The organism is Bradyrhizobium sp. Pha-3 (genome assembly GCF_042258325.1).
Classification (GTDB): Bacteria; Pseudomonadota; Alphaproteobacteria; order Rhizobiales; family Xanthobacteraceae; genus Bradyrhizobium; species Bradyrhizobium elkanii.
The window spans coordinates 6,421,415-6,443,161 of the sequence record NZ_CP170151.1 but is presented as its reverse complement, the minus strand read 5'-3'; the positions used below and the strand labels follow the sequence as shown (position 1 = coordinate 6,443,161).

Annotated in this window: 26 protein-coding genes, 5 pseudogenes and 1 other annotated feature; of the genes and pseudogenes, 20 read left to right on the top strand and 11 right to left on the bottom strand. The window is 61.2% G+C overall.

Translation table 11 applies throughout. From position 1 onward, the window contains the following. Window positions 1-317: 317 nt before the first annotated feature. The 6 genes from ACE10X_RS30740 (at window position 318) to ACE10X_RS30715 (ending at window position 6,615) form a co-directional block, all read left to right on the top strand. Window positions 318-692: a hypothetical protein gene (locus tag ACE10X_RS30740; protein ID WP_157787895.1), complete on the top strand. Its 375-nt coding sequence runs from the start codon at window positions 318-320 to the stop codon at window positions 690-692. Continuing rightward, complete coding sequence (locus ACE10X_RS30735) at window positions 670-951, top strand: hypothetical protein (protein WP_038383560.1); 282 nt, start codon at window positions 670-672, stop codon at window positions 949-951. Before ACE10X_RS30740 ends, ACE10X_RS30735 begins: the two co-directional genes overlap by 23 nt. A gap of 586 nt (window positions 952-1,537) precedes the next feature. Further along, window positions 1,538-1,954: a hypothetical protein gene (locus tag ACE10X_RS30730; RefSeq protein WP_157787896.1), complete on the top strand. Its 417-nt coding sequence runs from the start codon at window positions 1,538-1,540 to the stop codon at window positions 1,952-1,954. Window positions 1,955-2,032: 78 nt separating this feature from the next. After that, entirely contained in the window at window positions 2,033-2,299 is a 267-nt protein-coding gene (locus ACE10X_RS30725) for a PilZ domain-containing protein (RefSeq protein ID WP_080583275.1), read from the top strand. A gap of 125 nt (window positions 2,300-2,424) precedes the next feature. Next, window positions 2,425-2,652 (top strand): hypothetical protein, encoded by a 228-nt coding sequence (locus ACE10X_RS30720; protein ID WP_038383561.1) that lies wholly within the window; start codon window positions 2,425-2,427, stop codon window positions 2,650-2,652. A 600-nt stretch (window positions 2,653-3,252) separates the two neighbouring features. Continuing rightward, window positions 3,253-6,615: an adenylate/guanylate cyclase domain-containing protein gene (locus tag ACE10X_RS30715; protein WP_209910583.1), complete on the top strand. Its 3,363-nt coding sequence runs from the start codon at window positions 3,253-3,255 to the stop codon at window positions 6,613-6,615. A gap of 61 nt (window positions 6,616-6,676) precedes the next feature. On the opposite strand, the gene ACE10X_RS30710 is transcribed toward ACE10X_RS30715, so the two are convergent. Continuing rightward, window positions 6,677-6,898 (bottom strand): hypothetical protein, encoded by a 222-nt coding sequence (locus ACE10X_RS30710; RefSeq protein WP_080583276.1) that lies wholly within the window; start codon window positions 6,896-6,898, stop codon window positions 6,677-6,679. A 95-nt stretch (window positions 6,899-6,993) separates the two neighbouring features. Here ACE10X_RS30710 and ACE10X_RS30705 point away from each other — a divergent pair, with 95 nt between their 5' ends. After that, entirely contained in the window at window positions 6,994-7,188 is a 195-nt protein-coding gene (locus ACE10X_RS30705) for a hypothetical protein (protein WP_157787897.1), read from the top strand. Between the two features lie 91 nt (window positions 7,189-7,279). Here ACE10X_RS30705 and ACE10X_RS30700 read toward each other — a convergent pair. Together ACE10X_RS30700 and ACE10X_RS30695 are read right to left on the bottom strand one after the other, a co-directional pair. Further along, window positions 7,280-7,512, bottom strand: a pseudogene (locus tag ACE10X_RS30700) (transposase); the annotation flags it as partial. A 126-nt stretch (window positions 7,513-7,638) separates the two neighbouring features. Further along, a complete protein-coding gene (locus ACE10X_RS30695; protein WP_375763306.1) occupies window positions 7,639-7,881 on the bottom strand; it encodes a hypothetical protein in 243 nt (80 codons plus the stop codon). 8 nt (window positions 7,882-7,889) lie between these two features. On the opposite strand from ACE10X_RS30695, the gene ACE10X_RS30690 reads away from it, so the two are divergent. Beyond that, complete coding sequence (locus tag ACE10X_RS30690; protein WP_157787898.1) at window positions 7,890-8,291, top strand: hypothetical protein; 402 nt, start codon at window positions 7,890-7,892, stop codon at window positions 8,289-8,291. Window position 8,292: 1 nt separating this feature from the next. On the opposite strand, the pseudogene ACE10X_RS30685 reads toward ACE10X_RS30690, so the two are convergent. Together ACE10X_RS30685 and ACE10X_RS30680 are read right to left on the bottom strand one after the other, a co-directional pair. Then, window positions 8,293-9,469: pseudogene (locus tag ACE10X_RS30685) on the bottom strand (IS3 family transposase). Then, window positions 9,070-9,185 (bottom strand) — a sequence feature (AL1L pseudoknot). (Overlaps the previous pseudogene by 116 nt.) Before the next feature lie 1,067 nt (window positions 9,470-10,536). Continuing rightward, window positions 10,537-11,253: a Crp/Fnr family transcriptional regulator gene (locus ACE10X_RS30680; protein ID WP_038383567.1), complete on the bottom strand. Its 717-nt coding sequence runs from the start codon at window positions 11,251-11,253 to the stop codon at window positions 10,537-10,539. Window positions 11,254-11,379: 126 nt separating this feature from the next. On the opposite strand from ACE10X_RS30680, the gene ACE10X_RS30675 reads away from it, so the two are divergent. Together ACE10X_RS30675 and ACE10X_RS30670 are read left to right on the top strand one after the other, a co-directional pair. Beyond that, entirely contained in the window at window positions 11,380-11,607 is a 228-nt protein-coding gene (locus ACE10X_RS30675; protein WP_080583277.1) for a DUF6894 family protein, read from the top strand. 856 nt (window positions 11,608-12,463) lie between these two features. Further along, on the top strand, window positions 12,464-12,745 hold the full coding sequence (locus tag ACE10X_RS30670) for a hypothetical protein (protein ID WP_375763305.1): 282 nt from the start codon (window positions 12,464-12,466) through the stop codon (window positions 12,743-12,745). 763 nt (window positions 12,746-13,508) lie between these two features. On the opposite strand, the gene ACE10X_RS30665 is transcribed toward ACE10X_RS30670, so the two are convergent. Beyond that, window positions 13,509-13,766 carry a hypothetical protein gene (locus tag ACE10X_RS30665; protein WP_375763304.1) on the bottom strand — a complete coding sequence of 86 codons (258 nt, stop codon included), beginning with the start codon at window positions 13,764-13,766 and terminating at the stop codon, window positions 13,509-13,511. Window positions 13,767-14,486: 720 nt separating this feature from the next. On the opposite strand from ACE10X_RS30665, the pseudogene ACE10X_RS30660 reads away from it, so the two are divergent. From ACE10X_RS30660 to ACE10X_RS30650, 3 genes and pseudogenes are all read left to right on the top strand, one after another. Continuing rightward, window positions 14,487-14,708 (top strand): annotated as a pseudogene (locus ACE10X_RS30660) (S49 family peptidase); the annotation flags it as partial. Further along, window positions 14,633-15,016 carry a S49 family peptidase gene (locus tag ACE10X_RS30655; protein WP_276325846.1) on the top strand — a complete coding sequence of 128 codons (384 nt, stop codon included), beginning with the start codon at window positions 14,633-14,635 and terminating at the stop codon, window positions 15,014-15,016. The pseudogene ACE10X_RS30660 and the gene ACE10X_RS30655, both read left to right, overlap by 76 nt. A gap of 102 nt (window positions 15,017-15,118) precedes the next feature. After that, entirely contained in the window at window positions 15,119-15,370 is a 252-nt protein-coding gene (locus ACE10X_RS30650) for a hypothetical protein (RefSeq protein WP_157787900.1), read from the top strand. Here the strand turns inward: ACE10X_RS30650 and ACE10X_RS30645 are convergent. Beyond that, window positions 15,360-15,551 (bottom strand): CsbD family protein, encoded by a 192-nt coding sequence (locus tag ACE10X_RS30645; protein WP_038383571.1) that lies wholly within the window; start codon window positions 15,549-15,551, stop codon window positions 15,360-15,362. The genes ACE10X_RS30650 and ACE10X_RS30645 overlap by 11 nt on opposite strands. Before the next feature lie 718 nt (window positions 15,552-16,269). Between ACE10X_RS30645 and ACE10X_RS30640 the strand changes: the two genes are divergently transcribed. From ACE10X_RS30640 to ACE10X_RS30620, 5 genes are all read left to right on the top strand, one after another. Next, the gene (locus tag ACE10X_RS30640) at window positions 16,270-16,416 is read left to right on the top strand and encodes a hypothetical protein (protein ID WP_162136635.1); all 147 of its coding nucleotides are present in this window, start codon (window positions 16,270-16,272) and stop codon (window positions 16,414-16,416) included. Window positions 16,417-16,608: 192 nt separating this feature from the next. Beyond that, complete coding sequence (locus ACE10X_RS30635) at window positions 16,609-16,779, top strand: hypothetical protein (protein WP_157787901.1); 171 nt, start codon at window positions 16,609-16,611, stop codon at window positions 16,777-16,779. 102 nt (window positions 16,780-16,881) lie between these two features. Then, window positions 16,882-17,106: a hypothetical protein gene (locus tag ACE10X_RS30630; RefSeq protein ID WP_038383573.1), complete on the top strand. Its 225-nt coding sequence runs from the start codon at window positions 16,882-16,884 to the stop codon at window positions 17,104-17,106. A 24-nt stretch (window positions 17,107-17,130) separates the two neighbouring features. Beyond that, on the top strand, window positions 17,131-17,418 hold the full coding sequence (locus ACE10X_RS30625) for a hypothetical protein (protein WP_338132060.1): 288 nt from the start codon (window positions 17,131-17,133) through the stop codon (window positions 17,416-17,418). Continuing rightward, entirely contained in the window at window positions 17,415-17,699 is a 285-nt protein-coding gene (locus ACE10X_RS30620) for a hypothetical protein (RefSeq protein ID WP_338132061.1), read from the top strand. The genes ACE10X_RS30625 and ACE10X_RS30620 overlap by 4 nt, the downstream gene beginning before the upstream one ends. A gap of 66 nt (window positions 17,700-17,765) precedes the next feature. Here the strand turns inward: ACE10X_RS30620 and ACE10X_RS30615 are convergent, their stop codons facing one another. Together ACE10X_RS30615 and ACE10X_RS30610 are read right to left on the bottom strand one after the other, a co-directional pair. Then, entirely contained in the window at window positions 17,766-18,353 is a 588-nt protein-coding gene (locus tag ACE10X_RS30615; RefSeq protein ID WP_209910593.1) for a TetR/AcrR family transcriptional regulator, read from the bottom strand. Between the two features lie 29 nt (window positions 18,354-18,382). Continuing rightward, window positions 18,383-19,834 (bottom strand): amidase family protein, encoded by a 1,452-nt coding sequence (locus ACE10X_RS30610; RefSeq protein WP_212056261.1) that lies wholly within the window; start codon window positions 19,832-19,834, stop codon window positions 18,383-18,385. 370 nt (window positions 19,835-20,204) lie between these two features. Here ACE10X_RS30610 and ACE10X_RS30605 point away from each other — a divergent pair, with 370 nt between their 5' ends. Then, entirely contained in the window at window positions 20,205-20,657 is a 453-nt protein-coding gene (locus ACE10X_RS30605) for an Hsp20 family protein (protein WP_038383580.1), read from the top strand. A gap of 91 nt (window positions 20,658-20,748) precedes the next feature. Next, window positions 20,749-21,069: pseudogene (locus tag ACE10X_RS30600) on the top strand (hypothetical protein). 223 nt (window positions 21,070-21,292) lie between these two features. On the opposite strand, the pseudogene ACE10X_RS30595 reads toward ACE10X_RS30600, so the two are convergent. Both ACE10X_RS30595 and ACE10X_RS30590 read right to left on the bottom strand, forming a co-directional pair. Beyond that, a pseudogene (locus tag ACE10X_RS30595) lies at window positions 21,293-21,438 on the bottom strand (PLP-dependent aminotransferase family protein); the annotation flags it as partial. Window positions 21,439-21,530: 92 nt separating this feature from the next. Beyond that, the gene (locus ACE10X_RS30590; protein WP_038383582.1) at window positions 21,531-21,710 is read right to left on the bottom strand and encodes a hypothetical protein; all 180 of its coding nucleotides are present in this window, start codon (window positions 21,708-21,710) and stop codon (window positions 21,531-21,533) included. Window positions 21,711-21,747: the final 37 nt, after the last annotated feature.

Sequence of the window (21,747 nt, the reverse complement as noted above, 5' to 3'; positions counted from 1 at the left end):
GGCGAAGCTGGCCTAGTCCCAAGACGGCTATCGCCAAGTCTTCCTCGCCGGCGAAAAGCAGCAATTCGTGTAGCGATCGGAAGCGCTTCGTCATGAGTCGGTCGGACCGATCTATGTCGCCGATCTTGCGGCGCGGCGGGACCCCGCTATTTGCAGTCGAGCTGGTCAAGCCAAGCGTCTAATCGGGCGCGAAGGGCGCCGACCGCGGGGCGATTGCGTGAATTCGATCGGCTTGACCGGGCAAAGTTCTTTGAATGTGTCGGTCGAGAGCCCGCAATAGGCGGCCGCCTGATCCAGCCGCAGCGCCGCTGGCCAGAATGGAAGATCGCCCGTCATCTTGGAGCGCTGAAGCGCAACTGCTTCGCGCGAGCTTGTTTGGCTACTTCGGTCATGTTCGTCCTGTGTCGCGGCGCCGAATATTGCCCCTTTCGGCTTCCAACATTGACCCCGGCTCATTGCTTCAATTCGAAATGAATCCAGGCGATTACTGCATATCAGGCGGGGTCAATGTTGGGCGCCGGTTGGGGGTCAAAAGCAGCGCCGATCAACACCCAAGGCTTGGCGACGAAATCGCGATCTCTCTGATCAGAACCCGAAACTCAGTCTTGATCACGATCGGCGAGGGCATCGCGAAAATCGCGGCGGAAGTTCAGTTACTCAACGGCGAATATGAACACGGTCGAACGAATTGAGCGTATCAAGGCGCTCGTAAGAATTGCGGTAGACATTCTTCGTCGCAACGGCGACGGCGGCTATCTTGTTTTGTCAGAGAGCGGTCGCGTCCGCGCATTGGATTTCCAGTTCAATGAACTGTCGCTGTCGTTGCGTCGTCGTGTCGACGACGACGCACGGGAGACGACGTTGATCGTCAAATTTGACGGCGAGAAGGTCTTGGGAGCGTCGTGGACGGTCGACGGTTTCACGAAGCGGTCGCTCAGACCAGGCGATTGAGAGGAGGCTCTACGTCGCTACAGCCGGCTGCCAGTGCTGCGTGGCATTCAGCGCGCGCGAGTGGATGATCGGCCGCGTTGAGGGGCAGGGTCAGCGCTACCCCCGTGCTCCTTTGGATAGCGCTTCCATTGCACGTAATCGTAGTTGCCGGACCACCGATAAACGATGCCGTCGCATTGCTCGCATCTGAAGTACATAGTCGCCCGCCGCGATACTTGGCTGGCTTCGTAGACGGCCATGCAGCCCTCACAAACGAACATGACCCTCACGGGTTCGGCGCCGGGCATCGTCGCTTTCTTGCAGCTGGTGTCTGTCATCGGGCCGCCAGATTAAGCGGGGCCACAGTCTCTCCCGGAGAACGGCGGCCCCTGACCGCGCGGTACGCATGACCAAAGCCAATCCGCACGGCTGGCACGATGATTGGACGCAGACCGAGTGGCAGCAACGCAATTCAGTTCTTAACCTTGCTGTTTGAGGTTAACGGGTAACATTGATCACGCCGTCGCCGCGGATCAGTCAGAGTACTTGACCGGCGGTTGACCGATCTCGCCTAGACTTCGCACCCAGCCAGACCGGAGACGTGGAAGTGTCCTTCCAACTGACCGTCTTGAAAGTGCTGGCCGGCCAGTCCGCCGGGCGAGCCTCCGTTGCTGAAGTACGGCACGCCGTTGCGATCTTGATGAACAGCGGCAAGGACTGGACTGATCGCATGAAACGGTTGGCCGAACATGCACCGGATCTGAATATCTTCTCGGCTAAGTTCGTGCTTCGCAGTGAAGCGGGTTGGGAAATTACAGAGGAAGGGCAGTTATTTTTGGCCGCGCTCGAAACTGCGGTCGCCGTTCGAAGATCCCCGCTTCGATCAATCGACGATCCGCCGACGAGCGAACCGGCCAGGCAGCCAGCGACGGATGCGGCAACATTGTCTGATCCGCCCCGAAACCGTCGTCAGAGGCCGCGTCGCCGCCGCGGGAAAGGCCGATCCGATCGGCGAACAGCGTGACATTGCACAGCCAGTTTCGTCGTTAGCAGAAACGCAAGCTTTCTCGTGCAGCATCGATCTTATTTGCATTAGTTATTGATGGGCACGGAAATGATTTCTTTTCCCGACCGGCGAAAGTCTGTGCGCAATCCATCGCTGGATAATGCGTTGATCAGGTTTGGTGACATGTCACTGTGCTGTGTCGTGCGCGACATCACAGAGAACGGCGCGGCGTTGAAGGCAGATGATCCGCCATCGTCTCTTCCTGACCAGTTCACGCTTATCGTTCCACCCAGCAATGCCTTCTCTTGCAGCGTCGTCTGGCGCAAAGATGGATGGGTTGGCGTCGCATTCATTACGGAGTGAGATGCGTGATTGCCTCCCAAAACGTCTGCGAATTGCGGAGAGAACTTCCAAGGCAATGTAACTTGCGTCACAGACAGTCCAACCGCTCAACTGGTACAAGCCCGCGGTCATTCAGCGGGGACGCCATGGACGACGAGTTTTGCAGGGAGCGGGCGCGGACCGTGCGGGCGCTCGCCGAACAAGCTGATCCCTTCATCAAGTTGCGGCCTTTGCAGCTGGCGGCCCACTACGAGCGGCGCTTGGATCGATCGCAGAAAGCAGGCCGAGACCGTTCTGGCATGCAGGCACCGAGACTTCCCGACACGCTTTCAACTGCGTCACGCGACGCAGTTGATTTGCGGCGCGGCATCTGACGCGGCCCGCCGATCAATCGTTCGACGCGATTGCGAAGCCGCGTTTGATTGCTGCTTGGAAAACAGTCTTGAGATTGGGGTTCTTCAACACCTCGTCGCCCGCGCTGAAGCCGGCGACCGGCCGCCAATCGAACGCGGCCCCGGCCTCTGGCAGTACCATGGCGCTGAAAGCGTACGCCGCCGCCCCTGGCACCACCTAACAAACTGAGCTAATTAGAGAAATGCCGCGCCGGTTTCCAGTTCGGCAACGAGGCGCGCCGAGACTTCACTGTACAGATCGCGTTTCATGGGATGCCGCGCTGGCGGTGACTGATGCGACCGGTTGGTCGCTCGTTACAGCCGTGTCGGGTCCTCCGACCGCGAGCCTTCGATTTTTCACCCCGCGGGGATGCATGGCCGGGCCGGGGCCTCGCGTGCGCCGACACGTATCTCAAAAATATCTGGGACCCATTTTTCGACGCGTTAATCAGTTCTTAGTACAGTCGAACCGGCAGTGCCGTGGCCCTTGCCTCGCCACGACTGATCATCCAAAGCGGCAACCCTAGACAGGCGCTCTCGTCTGAGGGATCATCCAGCGTTAGGCGAACTAGGGCGGCCGCCATGGACGTCGGAGGTTGGCTGCGGAGGCTTGGCCTCGAACAGTATGAGGCCGTATTCCGCGACAATAAAATCGACGACACGGTCCTGCGGAATTTGACCGCGGAGGACTTGAAGGAGCTTGGTGTCGGATTTGTCGGGCATCGCCGCAAGCTGCTCGACGCCATCGCCGCTTTGCGCGCTGAAGTGAGCGCACCGGCGCCCCTATCCCACGCTCCTCCGAAAACTCGCAAAGCCGCCAAGGACACCGCGGAGCGTCGCCAGGTCACCGTCATGTTCTCGGACCTTGTCGGTTCGACGTCGCTCTCCGCACGCATGGACCCCGAGGACCTGCGGGAGGTCATTTCGGCCTATCAGACGTGCGTCGCCGATACTGTGCGCCGCTTCGGCGGCTTCGTCGCGAAATACATGGGCGACGGCGTGCTGATTTATTTTGGCTATCCGCAGGCGCACGAGGACGACGCCGAACGGGCCGTGCGCGCAGGACTGGAAGCGATTGCTGCAGTGCGCGCGCTCAAATTTTCCGTTCCGCTGCAAGCTCGCGTGGGTATCGCGACCGGGCTGGTGGTTGTTGGCGATCTGATCGGATCGGGGGTGGCACAGGAGCGCGGAATCATCGGAGAAACCCCCAATCTTGCCGCGCGCCTACAAGCCATGGCTGACCCGAACGCGGTGATCGTTGCCGAGAGCACGCGAAGGCTCCTGGGCAATCTGTTTGAACTAAAGGACCTGGGACCCCGGGAAATCAAAGGCATTCCGGGCTGCATCGGAGCTTGGGCAGCGCTACGACCTTCTTTAGCCGAGGGCCGCTTCGAGGCCCTGCACGCAGGTGGACTGACTGAACTCATCGGGCGCCAGGAAGAACTCGAACTCCTGCTGCGTCGCTGGTCGAAAGCAAAGACCGGCCAGGGCCAAGTGGTGTTGCTCTCTGGCGAACCGGGCATTGGCAAGTCACGGCTCTCTGCAGCAGTCATGGAACGACTTGCTTTCGAGCCGCACACGCGGTTGCGTTATTTCTGCTCACCGCACCATCAGGACAGCGCATTGCAGCCCATCATCGCGCAGCTCGAACGGGCTGCGCGCTTCGAACGTGAGGACACGCCCGAGGCGAAGCTTGAGAAGTTGGCGGCGCTACTTGCCTCTGTCGCGCCCCCGCCAGAAGACGAGGCGCTGCTAGCCGAACTCCTGTTACTACCGACTGAAGGCCGCTTCCCGCCTCTCTCCCTCGCGCCGCAAGAAAAAAAAGAGAAGACGTTTGAGGCGCTGCTCCGGCAACTCCAGGGCTTGGCCCGCCAGTTTCCCGTGCTGATGATCTTTGAGGACGCGCACTGGAGCGATCCGAGCTCCCGGGAGGTGTTCGATCACGTCGTCGACCGGGTTCGTGGCTTGCCCATACTCCTAGTCGTCACGTTTCGCCCCGAATATGCGCCGCCGTGGGTTGGCCTGGCGCACGTCACGACACTGACGCTCAATCGCCTCGATCGAGCAGAGGGCATCGCGCTGGTGCGGCGGATCGCGGGCAACAAGGACCTGCCGGATGAAATCGTGGATGAGATCGTGGAACGCACCGACGGCGTCCCGCTGTTCGTCGAGGAGCTGACAAAGTCCGCGCTCGAAAGCGCCGCGAACGACGAAGGCGCGAGCTTCGTAGCCAGAGCGCCACACCCAGCGCTTGCTATCCCCGCAACGCTGCACGCCTCGCTGATGGCGCGGCTCGATCGGCTCGGCCCCTGGGCCAAGGAGATCGCCCAGATCGGCGCCACGATCGGCCGGGACTTCTCCTACGAGTTGCTCGCAGCGGTGGCGGATCGCCGTGACGCCGAACTGCATGCCGCGCTCGATCAGCTCGCCGATGCCGGGCTGGTGTTTCGGCGAGGTACGCCGCCGCAGGCCACCTATCTCTTCAAGCACGCGCTGCTGCAGGACGCGGCATACGCCACCCTGTTGCGAAAACCGCGGCGGGACCTCCATGCGCGCGTTGCCAGAGGTTTGGCGGAGTGGTTCCCGGAGAAGATCGAGGCGCGACCGGAACTGCTCGCGCATCACTGCGCCGAAGCGGGAGCAATCGACGAGGCGGCTATGTACTGGGGCAAGGCGGCCCAGTTGGCCATCCGGCGCTCGGCAATGATCGAGGCGCGGAACCAATTGACGCGCGCTTTGTCGCTTCTCGGCACCTTGGCGGAGACGCCGGAGTGGTCTCGGTTGGAACTCGATCTTCAAGTCGCGTTGGGCGGCACTCTGATCGCGACCAGGGGTTGGGCGGCGCCGGAGACCGGATTTGCTTTCGCGCGTGCCCTTGAGCTTTGTGAGCGGCTTCGGGATACGTCTCAGCTTCTCCCGACGCTGTATGGCCAATACGTGTTTCACCTGGTTCGAGCCGAATTGCGAGCGAGCCACGAGGTGGCCCAGAGGGCGCTCGACGCCGCGCAATCCACGCACGATGCCGCCGCGCTGGTGATTGGCCACCGCTCGGTGGGTATCAGTCTGATCCATCTCGGCAAGCTTGACGCGGCGCGCGCGCATCTAGAACAGGCGATCGGGCATTATGACCCTGACACCCACCGCGATCTCGCGTTTAGATACGCTTACGATCCGCTCGTCGCGTGCAAAGGTTATCTGGCTTCGCTCACGCTGACGCAGATGGGTTATCTCGATCAGGCGCTTCGGAGAATTGACGAGGCAATCGCGTATGCCGAAACGCTGTCGCATCGCCCCAGCACAGCATTTGCGTTGTTGCATGCGTGCTATTGCCATTTCTTCCGTCGCGACGAGGGGCTGCTGCGTCAACGCGCGGCGGCCCTCATCGCCGAATGCTCGAAACAGGGTTTCGCGTTTTGGCTCGCGGGCGGCGGCATTTATGCCGGCTGGTCGAAGGTCGAAGGCGGCGACATCGAGGCCGGGCTGAGACAGCTACGCGACGGACTTGCCAAATGGCGGGCAGCCGAAGCGTCACTGCTCATGCCCATGCATCTCGTGGTGTTGGCCGAGGCATGCTTGAGAGCTGGACAGGCTAACGACGCGCTCGCGGCCGTTACGGAGGCTCTCGCGTGCGTCGAACGATCCGAGGAGCGCGTTTTCGATGCCCAGGTGCATCGGTGTTACGGCGACGTGCTGCTGGCACAATCGGATCGGAACGCTGCCGAGGCGGAAGGCAGTTACCGCCACGCGCTCGAAATCGCGCGCGGCCAAAATGCGCGCCTGCTGGAACTGCGCGCCGCCTCCAGCCTCGCCCGGCTCTGGCGCGACCAGGGTAAACACGGCAAAGCACGCGATCTCCTCGCGCCGGTCTACGGCTGGTTCACCGAGGGCTTCGACACGTTGGACTTGAAACAGGCCGAGTCCCTGCTCGACGAGCTGGCAGAATAATTGTGCGGGGACCAAGGGGTGCCGGCAGGTATGCAAACGGGTAGTAAGGTGAAACCACCATTCAATCCTGCCACACATCACGCAGCGGCAGCAATATCCCAACGGGATCCGCCATCGCTATTGCAAAGTAGCCTTCTAGTTCGCTGATCGCCCGACGCTCCCATTCATATGCCTGCTCCAATAGCGTCCATTTTTGCGCTGAACGGAACGCGGCGGTCTGTCGGCATAGCGAAGCGATGGTGCGATATCGTCGTACGTTTTCCAGGATAGCGTTGGCACTCATCGAATGTCCTCGTTTGCTGGTAGTGAATGTGCAGCGGGCGATTTTCAAAATCGTTAGCGAGCTTGGCTGAGACGGCGGATGGTTTGCAAACTGTTATGCGCAAGATGGCCGAGGCGGAGTATGATGCGGAAAGGCCCGACAGCGATACCGGGCCCTTCTCGTATCTTTTGCGAGCTCAATGGTCGGGCTTAGAAGTCCATGCCGCCGGCCGCGACGCGGCGCTCGCCGAACTGCATGCGGCCTCGGTCGACGACGCGGCCTTCGATCCGTGGTCTCGGGCTCCTTTCTGAAAGCTGGGAAAAGAGCCCGCCGTTTGCCGGTGACCAGGGATTTGCATGAAGCGGAATCTCATGTCCGTGTTCCAGCAAAGATCGCGATCGGCTTTTTTAAAATGTCGCGCTTCATGCGCAGCCGCTCGTTCTCTCGCTGCAAACGCGCGATCTCTGCCGCGTGGTCCGCCGGGCCCGGCGCTGCTCCACCCACCGCCGCAGCACGGAATCGCGCAGGCCAAGCTCCTTGGCAACAGATCCGATCGAGCGCCCGCTCGACGCTACAAGATCAACCGCTTGCCGCTTGTAGTCGTCCGTAAACGACCGACGTTGACGTCCTTCCATCCGACACCTCCTGGCTCTTCGAGCCTACTACAGGTGTCCATCAATTCGGAGGAGGTTCACTTCGGCATTCCCGTCGCTCACGCGATTGACGCGTTTCGGTCGTGATGGAGGGGCTACCGCGTAAGTCTAGCGAAGCCTCCGAGGTTTGCCCATCTCAGTGATACCTTTTGCTGTGATGCGATAGCTGACGTCACAGCCGGATTCTTGAGCCTCAATCCATTGATTGCGGAGCAACGTCAGTTTCAGTTTCGGCTGATCGGGTAAGTTAATAGAGCGTACCCATTCGCCAGCCCGAAGATATTCGAGAAACTGCCGATGGCGCTGGTTGAAGGGTACGGCCAAGCCAAACCAAATTTCAAAGTCGATCACTGGCCTACGTGGGTAAACGCAAGAGCGCCCATAAACCGGCTGAAACGACGATTGCAACGAACGCGACACGCATCAGTAATTCCCACTCACAACCATTGGGCGAGGAAGCAGTGTATTGCATCGGCGGCGGCGCGTCGTGGCCCATTTGGGCTACAAGCCCGGTCGGACGCGCATTAATTAATCATGGAGTAATGCCTTTGGCTAATGACCTTGTGGTCCAGCTCGGTGCAAAGCTGGATCAATTCCAAAGCGACATGAATCAAGTCGGTGACATCGCGGACGCAGCGGTCGCTCGCATTGAGCAATCATTCGCGAATCTAAACCCACAATGGGCGGCTTTGCTTCGCTCGGTGTTGCCGCTGCTGGTGTCACTGAACCGCCCCGGGTTTGCCGGAGGCCATTTGGTTTAAGTTATGCCGCCATGGCCGATTGTTCCAGCATGGCATAGTAGCGTTGCTCGGCTTCGGCCGGCGGGATGTTTCCGATGGGCTCCAGGAGCCGTCGGTTGTTGAACCAATCGACCCATTCGAGCGTGGCGAACTCGACGGCCTCGAAGCTGCGCCATGGCCCGCGCCGATGGATCACCTCGGCCTTGTAGAGACCGTTGATGGTTTCGGCGAGAGCGTTGTCGTAGGAATCTCCGACACTGCCGACGGAAGGCTCGACGCCAGCTTGAGCCAGGCGCTCGGTGTACTTAATCCGCCTTGGCTGACTCTGTCGCTGTGGTGCACGAGCCCGCCACGATGGACCGGCCGTCGATCATGTAGGGCCTGCTCCAGCGCCTCGAGCACGAAGCCCGCATGCGCCGTGCGCGAGGCCCGCCAGCCCACGATCCGGCGAGCATAGGCGTCGATGACAAAGGCGACGTAGACGTTCGGCCGTGGCGCCTTGAACTGGCGGTTGACGTGATCCAGCGGGCATGGCGCCGCCTCGTCGCTGATCGTGGTCTTGACGGATTTGCCGCGGATGACCCCTTGCAAACTCATGTCCTGCATCAATCGCGATACCGTGCAACGGGCAACATCGAAGCCTTCGCGCTTGAGCTGGCGCCAAACCTTGCGCACACCGTAGACGGAGAAGTTCTGATCGAAGACGCGACGAACCTCGACCTTCAGAGCGGCATCCTGCCTGGCGCGCCGACCGCTTGGCCGGATCGCGCCGCTTGGCCACATGGGCGTGGTAGGTCGAGGGGGCGATCGGCAGGACCTTGCAGATCGGCTCGACCCCATGCGCCCCCCGATGATCATCGATGAAGCCGATCATGGCTTGGACGGCGGTCGAGCTCCGCCATCGCAAAATAGGCGCTCGCCTTGCGCAGGATCTCGTTGGCCTGCCGAAGCTCACGGTTCTCCCGTTCCAGGGCCTTCAGCTTCTCGGCCATCTCGGTCGGAACGCCGGTCCGCTGCCCGCTGTCGATCTCGGCCTTCTTGACCCAGTCATGAAGCGTCTGCGGTGTGCAGCCGATCTTGGCCGCAATCGATGTCACCGCCGCCCAGCGCGAAGGGTGCTCGCCGGCGTGATCCAGGACCATCCGAACCGCGCGGTCCCGGACCTCGGGCGAAAACTTGTTCGTCGTCTTGCTCGTCATGGCTCCATCCTCTCAGGAGTTGGAGCCTCCGGCAAACCCGGGGCGGTTCAGGACAATCCAAACTCTCAACCTCTACTTCGTATTGGCGCTGCGAGCAACGCGATGGCGGGACGGTTGGATCAAGCGCAGAAGGCGGTCGTGCGCCTGCGCAAACTCAATCCTACACTGCGGGTTTCCAACCTCAAAAACGTGCTGGGACCTTATCGGCGTGCCGAAGACATCTCGCGATACGAAGAAGGATTGCGGCGTGCCGGGCTCCCCAAATGATAAAGAGGAAGGAAGCGTTACCTTCGCCGATTCTTTCGAGACTTCGGTTATTCGGGAGGTGGCGATGAGATGTCTGCGCATCTACGCATCTCATTTCGGATGATGTCCATACCCGCCCAACCGCTAACGGCCCAGGTAAACGGAATGCTGCAGAGGTTCGAACTTTGCCCTCAGAAACGCTTTGAGTTTCAATGCTCGAGGAAGTTTCCAAATCATCGGCTAAGTGTTTGTGTTTGCTAAGTTGGCGCCGTCCCCTAGGGAGCGCCAGCAATCTCAGGCACTTAGGTAGCCTCCGACCGCGTTCGTTGAATAATGCTTGAATAAGACGCTGGTGAACAGCGGCGAACGCTTGCGGAATTTGCTCTCGATATTGGCAGACCAGCCTCGGCCGCGATGCCTCACTGTGGCTGCGCATTCGCAAAAAATTTCCTACGTCGCCTTGGTGTCCGGAAATATTCAAACCGCCGCGGTCGTGCGCTGTCGTACGCGAGCGCCCTCGGGTGTTCGCATTGACGTTGCTCGTCACACAGCCAACTCTCGCGTCAAGCTTTGTGCGCTTGCGGGCCGCGTTCCGCCATCGAACCTTGGCTGGCATCAGGCTGCCTTCTTCTCGATCTGCGAAGGAGAAGCGCCGCCCACGATCTGGATCCGGCGTGGCTTCATCGTCTCGGGCACCTCGCGGACCAGATCGAGGATCAGCAGGGCTAATGCTTACAAGCAGCCACATTCTTAACGTGGAGGGTCTACTCTGCAGGTCGCGCCCAAATGATAAGTGCAACGCAGGCGACCGCTGCGCGGCGCTAGGCCGTGTCACCATGGTCATCAAGCGTTTCGAACCCTCCGAGCTCAACAATTTTTTCGAGATCGCGAAGCGTGACAACCCTCCGTTTGAGATCAAGTACCCCGTCGGCTCGGAAGGCCTGGAGGACTCGGTTGACATGCACGACGCTTAGCCCGAGCGCATCGGCCAGCTTCGATTGGGTAATGGGAAAATCAAACTGCTCGTTCGCGACCAATCCCATCGCCGCCAGCCGCTGACGCAATTCCGCAATCAAATAGGCCATTCGTCCCGCTGCCGAGCGCGTGCCCAGGTTGACGATCCATTGCCGGAACAACGCGGCGTCGACAAGCGTCTCTCGCCAGAGAGCTCTTACCAGAGCCGGCCTGGAATCAAGGATCCGCTCGAGCGCGTCGTGATTTATAAAGCCAAGCCGTGCCTGCGAGAGCGTCGTTAGGTCGTGGTCCATCCGCTTCAAGGGCAAGCCCTGAAGGTCAGGCATGTCGCCTGCAATGTGAAACGACAGGATTTGCCGCTTGCCGGTTTCCGAAACTTTGGACCGGTAGGCAAACCCGCTCATGACAACGCAGCATTGGGTGCTGAGGTCGCCCTCGCGAACGATGACGGAATCCTCCGGTAAATCCTTCACCGGCGTCACGATGGAGCGTAACGCCTCGATATTTTCATCAGGCAACTCGGAGTGGAGCCGCAACTTGCGAATCATCATCTCGATGGGCATCCGAGGCTCCTTGAAAGAGCGTTCGGGCAGAGGCCGCCCGGTTCCGCCGACATACACATGGAACGACCTTCAATGTGGTCAATTGTTTCTGCAGCTTCAACGCAGTGAGCCGCGAAACAGTCTGGAATGCCCCGGTATTTTTTTCACATTGAGCATGGGAAACGCTATGCGGATGAAACCGGCGTGGACCTTCCCGGCAAGGACGCAGCCTGGAAGGAGGCTACTTTCACCGCCGGACAACTCCTCCAAGATCTCGATGGCGCGCTGAAGCCCGGCCAGGAATGGCGGCTGGAAGTAACCGATGAGGCCGCAAACCCGATTTGCGTCGTCCACGTATTCGCCGAACGGCACTGACTTCTTTTGTCCGATCGCAGTCAAGCGACGCAAGGAGCCACCAAGCGCTCAGCGCTCCGGGCCAGATTACCAGAAGGTAGGCTCGGGCGATTACCTGGTGAAAAAATCGGCCGCTTCGCGCTGACGAAGACTAAGAACGACGTTATCGAAGGCCATTGCGCGCCACGGCGGCGTCAGCGATTTGCTTGGAATCCCGCGGGCCGCTCCCGCATCCTCAAGCGCCGGCCATCGCCAATCAGGTGCGTTGCCAGTCCAAAGAGTAGATTCAGTAAGCCACTCAGAAATCCCAAAGCAACGTCAGTCGAGCCTGTTTACAGCGAAAACCGAATCCCGCGACTAGCGTCAAAGCGATTGCACCGCGCCAGCTCGTTCAAGGGAGTTTCCCGAAGGTAACGCACGTTGTGGTGCACGCTGCGTGAATGGCCTTCAGCGTCTCTACGTCATTCGGGAGGCTGAGATCGGGCGGCGTCATTGACCCGACCAAAGCACATTTTGCCCCGGTTCTCTTGCCCTTTCAGCTCACTGGTTCACTTCGCCGCGCGCCGGGATAACCGGCGCCTCCGGTTAGGAGGCCACGGTCCTGTACTTAATGTAGATCGGGAGGGAACGGTCAGCCTTGCTGAGGCATATTAGGGATGGTTCCCTATTTGAAACCCTACGGATTAGGACCCCGTATTTCGAGGTGTGCCATGCAGCATCGTTGCCGGTACAAGCCACAAACTCGTTCGCTGGAACAGCGGCTCCAAGAACGAGCGAGTCAGTTTCGCGAACGTGCCAAAGCGCTTTCCGCAGGCGCTGAGCGAGAAACCCTTCTCAAGCTAGCCCGGCAAGCCGAAGCCGGCGCGCGCATGAGCGAATGGCTCCGCTCACCGCGACTGCAACCATCCGAGCGAACAACGTGGAAGCGACCGGCCTTAACAACGAGCGCGTGACGGAGCTGGTAGCCTCCCTACGTGAACGCACGCCAGCGGAAGTGACTATTGCATCGCTCGCGCTCGGCGCCAGCTTCACCCCAGAGATGTGGCATGCGCTGGAGCTGCTTCGCAAAGAGCGCTGCAGCCATGACGAGAAGGTGGCATCACGACGCATTTCGAATTTTTCAAGTCTGGCACCGCCAATTAGGACACTCGCGCGGTGAATTAAGACACCCGTTAAGCATCCGGGCAAAAGCAGCAGCTTATTTACCTTTGATTCACGCAAGTTAATTGACTGGCTCACAGTTTGATTCGATCATCCGCTCACTGGGCATGGCGGTTTCCATTAAGGACAATTTACTTAGAGCCCAGAGGGGCGCCTAGTTATTGCATCGGCGGCTCGGCAAGGCTGGAAATGAGGAACGGCCTCAGCATCACCTCCAAGGGTGCTGGGGCCGTTTCTTTCAGGCCAGGCGGTGACGGCGGACCTCTCCGACCGCCATGTTGAGGATTGGGATGTGATCGGCGGCAAGCTGTCGCTGCATGAGGCTAACAGCCCATCCTTCCGGAATTTGGTCCAGCACTCGGTCAACCGCTTCGTCACGCGAGTCGCAGCGAGCCAGATTTGGATCTCGCCGTCATCGGCCGTCACGCGAGATGAATTTCGGTAGCGAGCTGCATAACCGTAGCGATGCCTGGGCGGATTGTTTCAGGCGCATTTTTGGAACAGGCCGGCGCCGGGGCAGTTATTGGGGCGTCCAGATGCTACCCCCCATGGCATTGGACAACACCAACGGAAGACCAGGCCCCGGTGACGTGCCCGCCTCGCTGGGGCCGTTCTTTGGGACAATGAGGTCCCCATGGAACTGGTGGAAGGGATCGTCGCACTCGTTGGAGTGCTCAGCGCGGCCGCTGCGGTCGGGACCGGATATTGGTACGTCATGTCAGAACGGCGAAGGCGATAGGCGCAACACCAGTAGCTCTCGGTCAGGCGAAGAGGTCTTTTCCCGGCTGGAGAATTCTCACGAACGTCCCGCTCTCGTGGTACTCGAGCCAGCCCTGATCCTTGGCGTACTGCAAGCCGGCCCAGTATTCAGCCGGCGTTGCCTTGTCCTGGTAGATCATCGGGTAGTTGATCTTCTCGATGTAGATCCGGCCGTCCTGGATCGGCTCGAACGCTCGGGCTTGCTCCATGATCCGGCGGGCGGCTTTCTCAGGGGCGGAGCAGTCACCCACGTATTTCATTTCTCATCTTGGGTTGCTTGGGCAGCACGTAGGCGATTCTCCATTCGTTATAGTCGAAGAGCCCAGCCCAGTGATGAACAAGCTTCCCGCACTGCCAGCAATCGAAGGTCCCGGAAATATTGGTATGGGTTGCGCTGCGTTCCTGGCTCGCTGAATAGACGATGCCGCAGCCGATGCAGGTGAAATAAACGGTGACGGGAGGCGCCACAATGCATCCTAACAATCGAGGCCAGTCAGCGTTCCTCAGATTGGCCAAACCGCCCCTCACTCGCGTCCTGGGTATGATGCCCAGTGCTCGATGCTCTTCGTAGAACCGCTCCGGGGCCTCCCGGCAGCGAGCCTTGGCGTCCACCAGGGTCCGGCGCCGCCGGTCGCGTAAGGCGGCGCGGGCAGCGGCACTGTGATGCTGGAGGTCCAGAAGGCGGGCTGCGCTCGGTCGCTAGCCGGATGCGCCCGACCGTCCGTCCCAGGTGGATCTGCGTCAGGTGCTTTCGCAGATCACGACGATCGACGCGCTGGTCCCGCTCGAGGTCTCGGCGCAGGCCGATCGCCTTGCGCGCGCCAAGCAGCGCCAGGCCGCAGCTGCAGCCGCCGCGGCGCAGGCCTCGAGTTCGGCGAGCAAGACCGCGCTGGTCTCGGTCGCCGGCGGCCTGACGCCGCGCGGCAGCTGGTCCGGTTCGAGCCTTACCGGCATTGCCGCGCAGGTTACGCGCGCAGCCGATGACCATGACGTCGCCGGCATCATCCTCGACGTCGACAGTCCAGGCGGAACGGTCTCGGCAACGAGGCCGCAGCTGCGGTCGCCGTGGCGTCGGCAAAGAAACCTGCATCGCGGTCGCGAATACGCTCGCGGTCTCGGCGGCGTATTGGATTGCCTCGCAGGCCGGCGAGCTGGTGATTACGCCGTCCGCCGACGTCGGCTCGATTGGCGCCATCATCATGCACCAGGATATTTCCGGCTGGCTCGACCGGGTGGGGATCAAGATGGCGATCGTTCGTTCCGAGAATCGCCGAATAAAAACGAGGCGCATCCACTGTCGGACAAGGCTCGAGCCTATCTGCAAGGCCGGGCAAACGAGGCTGGCGCCGATTTCGTCAAGGCGGTCGCGGGCGGCCGTCGCGTCTCGCAGACCAAGGTCCGCGAGGAATTCGGTCAGGGCCGCATGGTCGGCGCGCGCGAGGCCGTTGCGCGCGGCATGGCGGACCGGATCGCAACCCTCGATCAGGTCATCAGCGGCATGCTGCAGTGACGCTCGCCGCGGCCGAGCTCGCGCCGTCGATCGGCGCTGGCGTTCGATTGACCGGTTAATCCTTGAGCAACAGTTTTATTCGCCTGCGCTCTTCAGGGATTAATGGAAATCGCATCCCCAATTTCCGGGCTTGTCGATGAACCGACGCGAGTGGACGGCGTAGGGCAGCAGAGGCCCGAGCCGCGCTTGCTCCTGAAGCAATCAATGCTTCAGCCGATTTATTTCCTCGTCATTCCAGCGAAAATTTCTCATTCCGTTCAACGAACAGGGCTTGCATCAATTTCTGTCTTCCGAGCCGCTAATCCAGGTGGCAAAAAAGCCGCCGAAGGCGGCTTGATCTTGTCTATTTTTTGAGGGCATCAGCTGCGTCGCGCGCTGCGTCCTTTACGTCTCCTGCGGCCTTGTGCGCGGAACCCTTGGCCTTATCAATCTTGCCTTCGGCTTCGAGGTCCTTGTCACCGCTGATCTTACCGGCACCTTCCTTGATGGCGCCTTTTGCCTTGTCGGCAACGCCCTTCACGTGTTCACGATCCATGGTCTTGTTCCTTTGCTGTCCGGGATACGAAACAACGAAAGAATCGCGCGGTGGGTTCCTAAGGGCACGCGGCAGTTTTCATGCGCCCGGGGCGACAGCACCGTAGTCATACGGCTGCGCGAAAGCGCTCCGGGACGCTAACGTTAGGATCGATCCTTTCGCCAAAATAGCCGCCAAGCACATGTCCAAACAGGACGCTGAACGTTACCGACAGAAGGCCGCTGAATGCGACGTCGAGGCGGCCAAGGCCACGACTGCGAGCGCGAAGGAAGCTTGGTTGCAGGCAGCAGAAGAATGGAGAAAGCTTGCGAGGCAGCCGACGAAAATGGTCAGGACTCAACCACTAACTGGAGTTCCGTTCATACCTAAAGGTGTGTCATTTATCCCATCAGCAGCGAACTGGCGACAATGACAAACGCGATGAACGATACCCCCGCCATGCCTATGAGGCTGAACTCGACGGCGTCCATGTCGGTCCTAAACATGGTATTTGTTAGTCAGGACCTTTGACCTATCCCGCATTCATCTCGGCTTTTGTGAATGCGGAGAGAAACAGTCCTCTCAGTCTTGCTTGTGCCGTCATGCAACAGGCTTCCGAGGTTCATTTAGTACGGGTGACAACGGATAGCGGCGAGGTCCAGCTTGCCGCGACCCCTCGCGAGGAAGCGCTGGACATTCGTCGTTTCGGCCGTCTTGGCTCCATGCTGGGATTGACGTCATGAGGAAAACGCCGCTGGTCACGCTCAAGTTTCAAATCCTGCTGCCTTCGGGGCGAGGCAGCATCATCATGCTGGAATATGCGGACGCTGCGACGGCTAGCCGCGCGCAAGTTCGCATCAGAGATGGGACGTTCGGTCACGATTAACGATGAGGATGGTCGCTTGATTCCCGCTGTGCCATCCCCGAGCCTGCATTGAAGCCAGGCGCTGCCGTCCGGTTTGGAGTCGTATGCGGGCAAGGACGCCTAAGAGCGCCCGGCGTCAAGCGCAGGCGCGCCCTTACACTCGGACATTATTTCCTTCCTGGCGCCGGATTGACACGGGTGATGTCGTACAAGATGGACGCCGCAAAGCAGGCTGGAACGCCTGCCATCGTGCTCGACGACTTCGAACCTGAGCCGCTTCCCGTCCATATCGTCTATTCTCCGCGAAAGCCCGTTCCGATGAAGCTACGAGCATTCCTGAATTGGATGACGCCGCGCCTCAAGACGCGACTGGCGCTGGACTGACCTTCCGGCCGCAAGCTCAGCCGCCTGCTGCCTCTTTCGCGGGAACCGGGATGTCCTGGAGGCGGTTGGAGCCGGGCCTATATCTTCGGAGGAGTGACCCGCATGGACATGAAAGAAGCCTCGGCGATGACAGAAGCCTCCGGGCTGATCGACGAGCAGGATGGCAACGATAGGATTTCCCGAGCGCGCCGGCGACCTCTCCAGCAGCCTTCGCAGGACGTCGCGTTGCGCTGGGCCGAGCGGCTGCGAGAGGTGGCGGTGAAGGCACCGTTGCCGTCGCTGTTCGTTGCATTCCTGCTCGGCATCTGGGTCGCGCGCAGGCGGTAGGAGAGCCGCGAGCCGGCACGCTTGATGGCCAGGAAGCTCAAGACCTTTCAGATGGGCTTCTACGATCTCGCGATCGCAGCACCCTCGATGAAGGCGGCGCTCAAAGCGTGGGGCGCCGGCAGTAATCTCTTTCATCAGGGCGTCGCCAAGGAGTCGGACGATCCGGACGTGGTCGCCGCGACCATCTCCAAGCCTGGCGTGGTGCTGAAGCGACCGGCCGGATCGAACGGGCGCTTCGGCGAGCACTCGGACCTGCCGTCCGATCTCGGGTCCGGCGAGGAGGAGGGGCTCGGCGGGAGAGGCGTCGGGTGAAGCCGGCGAAGCGACCCACTCCCAAGGCCGCTCCCAAGATCCGCGAACGGGACGCCCGGAGGGCCGCCGCCGATTTCGAGAAGGAGCAGAAGCGCCGCGAAGCCGAGCGCCGGCGCGAGGACGCCGCACGAGAAAAGGATCGCGAACGGCGCGAGAAGTCGACGGCGAAAGCGCAGGCCGCGCTGGACAGGGCCGAGCGTAAGTACGCGGAGACCGCCGCGGCCATCCAGGCCGAGGTCGAGGCTCTCGAGAAGCGTTCGCGGGCCGAGGACGACCGGTGAGAAAAGGAAAGAGAACGGCTGCACGCCGCGCTGCGGCGCGGGCGCGAGTAGCCTGCCAAGGGGCGCTCAATCTTTGGAATATGGAGCTCGCGCGAGGTGCAGCGCGGCGTCAATGCCGCCTTCCAGGATCTGCTCCGCATAGGCAGCATCTGGCACCGCCCGTGCGAACTGAAGGGTTCCGACCATGAGCCCGAAGATGGCCGTCGCGCGGCGACGGTTCGTCTCGGCATCCGTAATCGGAAGCAGCGCGGCCAGCGCCGAGACGTAGCTCCGCAGTCCCTTCTCATAGGCCTTTCGAGTAGGCAGGGGTTGCCGGGCGATTTCCGGAAGCAACGCCGCCGAGGGGCACCCTTCCGCCGGATTTCCGAGGTGGACGCGCTTGAGGTAGCTCCGGATCAAAGCCTCAAGGTCCGCGCCGCGCTGTCGATCTCCGTCGAGACGATCCTGCTGGTCGGCGAGTGCGCTCGCCAGCGCTTCGCGGACGAGCGCCTCCTTGGACTCGAAATGGGGAGAGAACGCCCCTTTGGTCAGACCGGCCTCGCTCATGATCCCGCCGATCCCGGCGGCAGCGACGCCGTCTCGGCGAATGCACTTTGATGCTACATCGACGATATGCCGTCGCGTCGCCGCCTTGTGACCTTTCTCGAAACGCATTGGTTGTTCCAGTTTATCGGCCCTAAGCGCTAGTCTCTCCAAACGCCTTCGACTCGGCTCGCGAGATTCAAAAGCGCACGGTCGCCTCCTAAGGGGGCGTCCAGCTCAAGGCCGATCGGCAGCCCACCGCGAGACAAGCCAACAGGAAGGCTGATACCCGGCAGTCCCACGCTGCTCGCCGACACGGTGTGATTCGCCAAAGCGAGGTAGCTGACTTCCTGTCCCGCAATATGGACTGTCGCCTGCTCCTCGATCAAAGGTGCCGGGCACGGCGTCGTCGGCTGCAGGATCGCCTGCGCCCCTTGGGCGACGAACGCCTTGTCGAGGCGGCGCCGGATTTCCGGGCGGCTCACGTTGAGCGCGGTCTGGTAGGCTTCTGCCGACGTAGCGCCCGCACCGCCTGGCAATACGATGTGCCCCCACACTTGATGAAGCTGTGGCTTTAGACCCGTGTAGATCGCCTCGAAAGTGGTCGGAATGTCGTAGTGGCGCAGGAATTCCGAAATCGTACCCATCGTCTCATGAGCGAAGATGCCCCATGTCGCGGTTTGGATGAGGGCATTGAAATCGTCGCCGAGATCGACCTCAACGACTTCGGCGCCGGCGTCCTGCAGCCGCCGAACCACCTCGCGGAAGCGGGCCTCGACTTCCGCGTCCACCAGATCGAGAAACTGTCGCGGCGCGAAGGCCAGCCGGGCTCCCTTCAGGTCGTAGCCGCCGTTCGAGAGCTCCGCGGCCTGTTCATCGGTCACGACCTGATCGACGAGAGCGCAGTCCTCGACGCTGCGCGCGAACACGCCCGTGGTATCGAGCGTATGGGAGATCGGCGCGACTCCGCCGCGCGGCCATCGCCCGGTCGTCGGCTTGAACCCCACCACGCCGCAGAACGATGCGGGCACCCGAATTGATCCGACAGTATCGCCCCCGAGGGATGCGGGTACGATGTTGGCGGCGACGGAGGTGGCGGAGCCACTCGACGATCCACCCGAGACGCAATCGCGGGCGTGCGGGTTCTTCACTTGGCCAAAGCGCGCGTTGTGGCCGGTCAAGCCATAGGACATCTCAACCAGGTTGTTCTTGCCGAAGACCAGGGCGCCCGCGTCCTTGATGGCGAGAACGGCGTCCGCGTCTTCGTGGGGCACGAAGTTCGCGAGCCCTTCCAGACCAAGACTTGTTGAAAGCCCTCTCGTTAGATAGCTGTCCTTTACTCCGATCGGCACGCCCAGAAGCGGGGCCGCCGACCCGGCGGCACGCGCCTTATCTGCTTCCCGCGCGGACGCGAGCAGGGTGGCCTCGTCGATGGTGATGAAGGCATTTAAGTCAGCAAGGGTCCTGGCGCGCTGCAAAAGTGCCGCGGTGTAGGCCTCCGACGTGATGTCGCCGTTGCGGACTGCGGCGGCAGCCGCTGCAAGCCCGAGCGAGGTCAGGTCGGCGGTTTCCCGGAGAGCGGGTCGGCGTAAAGCGGCGGTCGTGTGGTCCATGGAATCCTCCAAAAGAGCGGAGAGGGGGCATCTCGTCGCCCCAGAGCGATCGAATGTAATTACGGGCATAATATTAAATTACGATCGTACTGCAACAGGCGCACGGACACATGAGCGTGAGGGCCGGAAAGGGAAGAGAACGACTGCAGGCCGCTATCCGGGGGACTGAATCAGGCAAGGCTGCATTAACCATCCCGATTCCTTGCGCAAAAAAATCGCGCCGGGGTCTTGAAACTTTTCCGGGCTTCCAAATTTTTTCGGCGTCGCCATCGCGGCGGCCGGGACGCCTTCGGGTCCCGCGACTTGAGTCGGGCGCCGGACGGTGTCCGGAGCCTGCTCGTACCCATCTTGCTCCAAGGAGGATTTGGATATGAGGTATGATTGGACTCCCCTCTGGAGGTCGACCATCGGGTTCGACCGCCTTTTCGACGTTCTCGATGAGGTCCAGCGGACCGCCGACGAGACCTATCCCCCCTACAACATCGAACGTCTCGACGAGAACCGCTTCCAGATCTCGGTCGCGCTCGCCGGCTTCATGCCGGAAGAGGTCGCGCTGACGGTCGAGCAGAACGTGCTCACGCTCGAAGGTCGCAAGAGCGAGAAGGAGAAGAGGACCTTCCTGCATCGCGGCATCTCGGCGCGCAACTTCAAGCGCCAGTTCACGCTCGCCGACCACGTCGAGGTCAAGGGCGCCCGCTTCGAGAACGGCCTGCTCGTCATCGACCTGCAGCGGGAGATCCCCGAGGCGATGAAGCCGCGCCGCATCGAGATCAACGGCGCCGCCCCGAGCAACGTGACCCAGATCGAAGCCAAGGCCGCCTGAACCGGACTAGACGGCCAGGATCGATCCGAGCCGCGCGGGAAATCCCGCGCGGCAATCCTTCAACTCGTCTTCGAAATGGATGGAGGCAGCCATGCGGCCGACGACTGCTCTTCTCGACAACATAGTCGATCTCGATGCTCTGCTTCATCCCGGCATTGTATTCAGAACATCCCCGGGACGTGGTCTCCGATCCGACCCTCAGTCTTTCCGAGAAGCGCGCCGTCCTGGCGTCATGGGCTTCCGACGCTTCCGCGATCGCGTCGTGCCCTCGCTGCGGGCACCCGACGGGCTGAAGGCGCCGGTCACCATCGACGAGATCCTGCAGGCGCTCTGCGCGCTGGATGAAGGACCGCGGAATCCCCCTGGCGGCAAGCCGATGCGGCTGCGGCCGCTCGAGCGGACCGCGGCCTAGGAGACGAACGAGTGACGAAGATGCTTGATGAGAAACTTGCCCGCATCCGTGCACCGCAACAACATCCACCGCTATCGCAGCCTGCTGGCGACACGGCTGTCGGACATCCGGCGCCAGTTCATCGAGCTGCGCCTGTCGGAGGAGAGCTCAGCGCTGGAGGCGTTGATGTCCCAGACGTTTCCCATCGCGCTCACCATGTCCCCGAGTCCGGTCTCGCCTGCTGCTCGATCAACGCCTCGCGCCTTGCGACATAAGCGCGCTTCGTGCGGCGGAGATGGCGAATATAGTGACCCTCCCGCATGAATTCGGCGGTCGCGAGCTGCACGCCGGCCCCGGAGCCGGCGCCAGGCAGGCTGCAACTTCCGCGAAAGCTCAAGCTTGGTCTGGGTGATAACGCTCGCACTTTCGATCGAAGTCAGCCCGGTGACCGCCAGCAGTGGCTGTCAATTGGTGAGATCCTCTCAATCGAAGTCGGGGGCGGCGTCCGCAAACGGCGAGCGCAAACGCGATTCGCAGTCAACGGTAAAAGAAGGTTCGCGTGCCGGCAGTCCCGTCGGCCGATAGCCACGCTTGCGCTTCTGGCAAAGCAGATTGAGGAACAACGCAACCGCTTCCCTTTCGGTCGTGAAAGTATGCGCCATCCTCTGTCCGTGGACGATCTGCGCGATCCACGCCTGA

What these genes read in the sequence shown, in the direction of transcription:
- ACE10X_RS30740 (WP_157787895.1), top strand. Translation starts at nt 318, where the DNA reads ATGGAAGATCGCCCGTCATCTTGGAGCGCTGAAGCGCAACTGCTTCGC.
- ACE10X_RS30735 (WP_038383560.1), top strand. Translation starts at nt 670, where the DNA reads ATGAACACGGTCGAACGAATTGAGCGTATCAAGGCGCTCGTAAGAATT.
- ACE10X_RS30725 (WP_080583275.1), top strand. Translation starts at nt 2,033, where the DNA reads ATGGGCACGGAAATGATTTCTTTTCCCGACCGGCGAAAGTCTGTGCGC.
- ACE10X_RS30720 (WP_038383561.1), top strand. Translation starts at nt 2,425, where the DNA reads ATGGACGACGAGTTTTGCAGGGAGCGGGCGCGGACCGTGCGGGCGCTC.
- ACE10X_RS30715 (WP_209910583.1), top strand. Translation starts at nt 3,253, where the DNA reads ATGGACGTCGGAGGTTGGCTGCGGAGGCTTGGCCTCGAACAGTATGAG.
- ACE10X_RS30710 (WP_080583276.1), bottom strand. Translation starts at nt 6,898, where the DNA reads ATGAGTGCCAACGCTATCCTGGAAAACGTACGACGATATCGCACCATC.
- ACE10X_RS30705 (WP_157787897.1), top strand. Translation starts at nt 6,994, where the DNA reads ATGCGCAAGATGGCCGAGGCGGAGTATGATGCGGAAAGGCCCGACAGC.
- ACE10X_RS30680 (WP_038383567.1), bottom strand. Translation starts at nt 11,253, where the DNA reads ATGCCCATCGAGATGATGATTCGCAAGTTGCGGCTCCACTCCGAGTTG.
- ACE10X_RS30675 (WP_080583277.1), top strand. Translation starts at nt 11,380, where the DNA reads ATGCCCCGGTATTTTTTTCACATTGAGCATGGGAAACGCTATGCGGAT.
- ACE10X_RS30670 (WP_375763305.1), top strand. Translation starts at nt 12,464, where the DNA reads ATGGCTCCGCTCACCGCGACTGCAACCATCCGAGCGAACAACGTGGAA.
- ACE10X_RS30665 (WP_375763304.1), bottom strand. Translation starts at nt 13,766, where the DNA reads ATGAAATACGTGGGTGACTGCTCCGCCCCTGAGAAAGCCGCCCGCCGG.
- ACE10X_RS30650 (WP_157787900.1), top strand. Translation starts at nt 15,119, where the DNA reads ATGGAAATCGCATCCCCAATTTCCGGGCTTGTCGATGAACCGACGCGA.
- ACE10X_RS30645 (WP_038383571.1), bottom strand. Translation starts at nt 15,551, where the DNA reads ATGGATCGTGAACACGTGAAGGGCGTTGCCGACAAGGCAAAAGGCGCC.
- ACE10X_RS30640 (WP_162136635.1), top strand. Translation starts at nt 16,270, where the DNA reads ATGAGGAAAACGCCGCTGGTCACGCTCAAGTTTCAAATCCTGCTGCCT.
- ACE10X_RS30635 (WP_157787901.1), top strand. Translation starts at nt 16,609, where the DNA reads ATGGACGCCGCAAAGCAGGCTGGAACGCCTGCCATCGTGCTCGACGAC.
- ACE10X_RS30630 (WP_038383573.1), top strand. Translation starts at nt 16,882, where the DNA reads ATGGACATGAAAGAAGCCTCGGCGATGACAGAAGCCTCCGGGCTGATC.
- ACE10X_RS30625 (WP_338132060.1), top strand. Translation starts at nt 17,131, where the DNA reads ATGGCCAGGAAGCTCAAGACCTTTCAGATGGGCTTCTACGATCTCGCG.
- ACE10X_RS30615 (WP_209910593.1), bottom strand. Translation starts at nt 18,353, where the DNA reads ATGCGTTTCGAGAAAGGTCACAAGGCGGCGACGCGACGGCATATCGTC.
- ACE10X_RS30610 (WP_212056261.1), bottom strand. Translation starts at nt 19,834, where the DNA reads ATGGACCACACGACCGCCGCTTTACGCCGACCCGCTCTCCGGGAAACC.
- ACE10X_RS30605 (WP_038383580.1), top strand. Translation starts at nt 20,205, where the DNA reads ATGAGGTATGATTGGACTCCCCTCTGGAGGTCGACCATCGGGTTCGAC.
- ACE10X_RS30590 (WP_038383582.1), bottom strand. Translation starts at nt 21,710, where the DNA reads ATGGCGCATACTTTCACGACCGAAAGGGAAGCGGTTGCGTTGTTCCTC.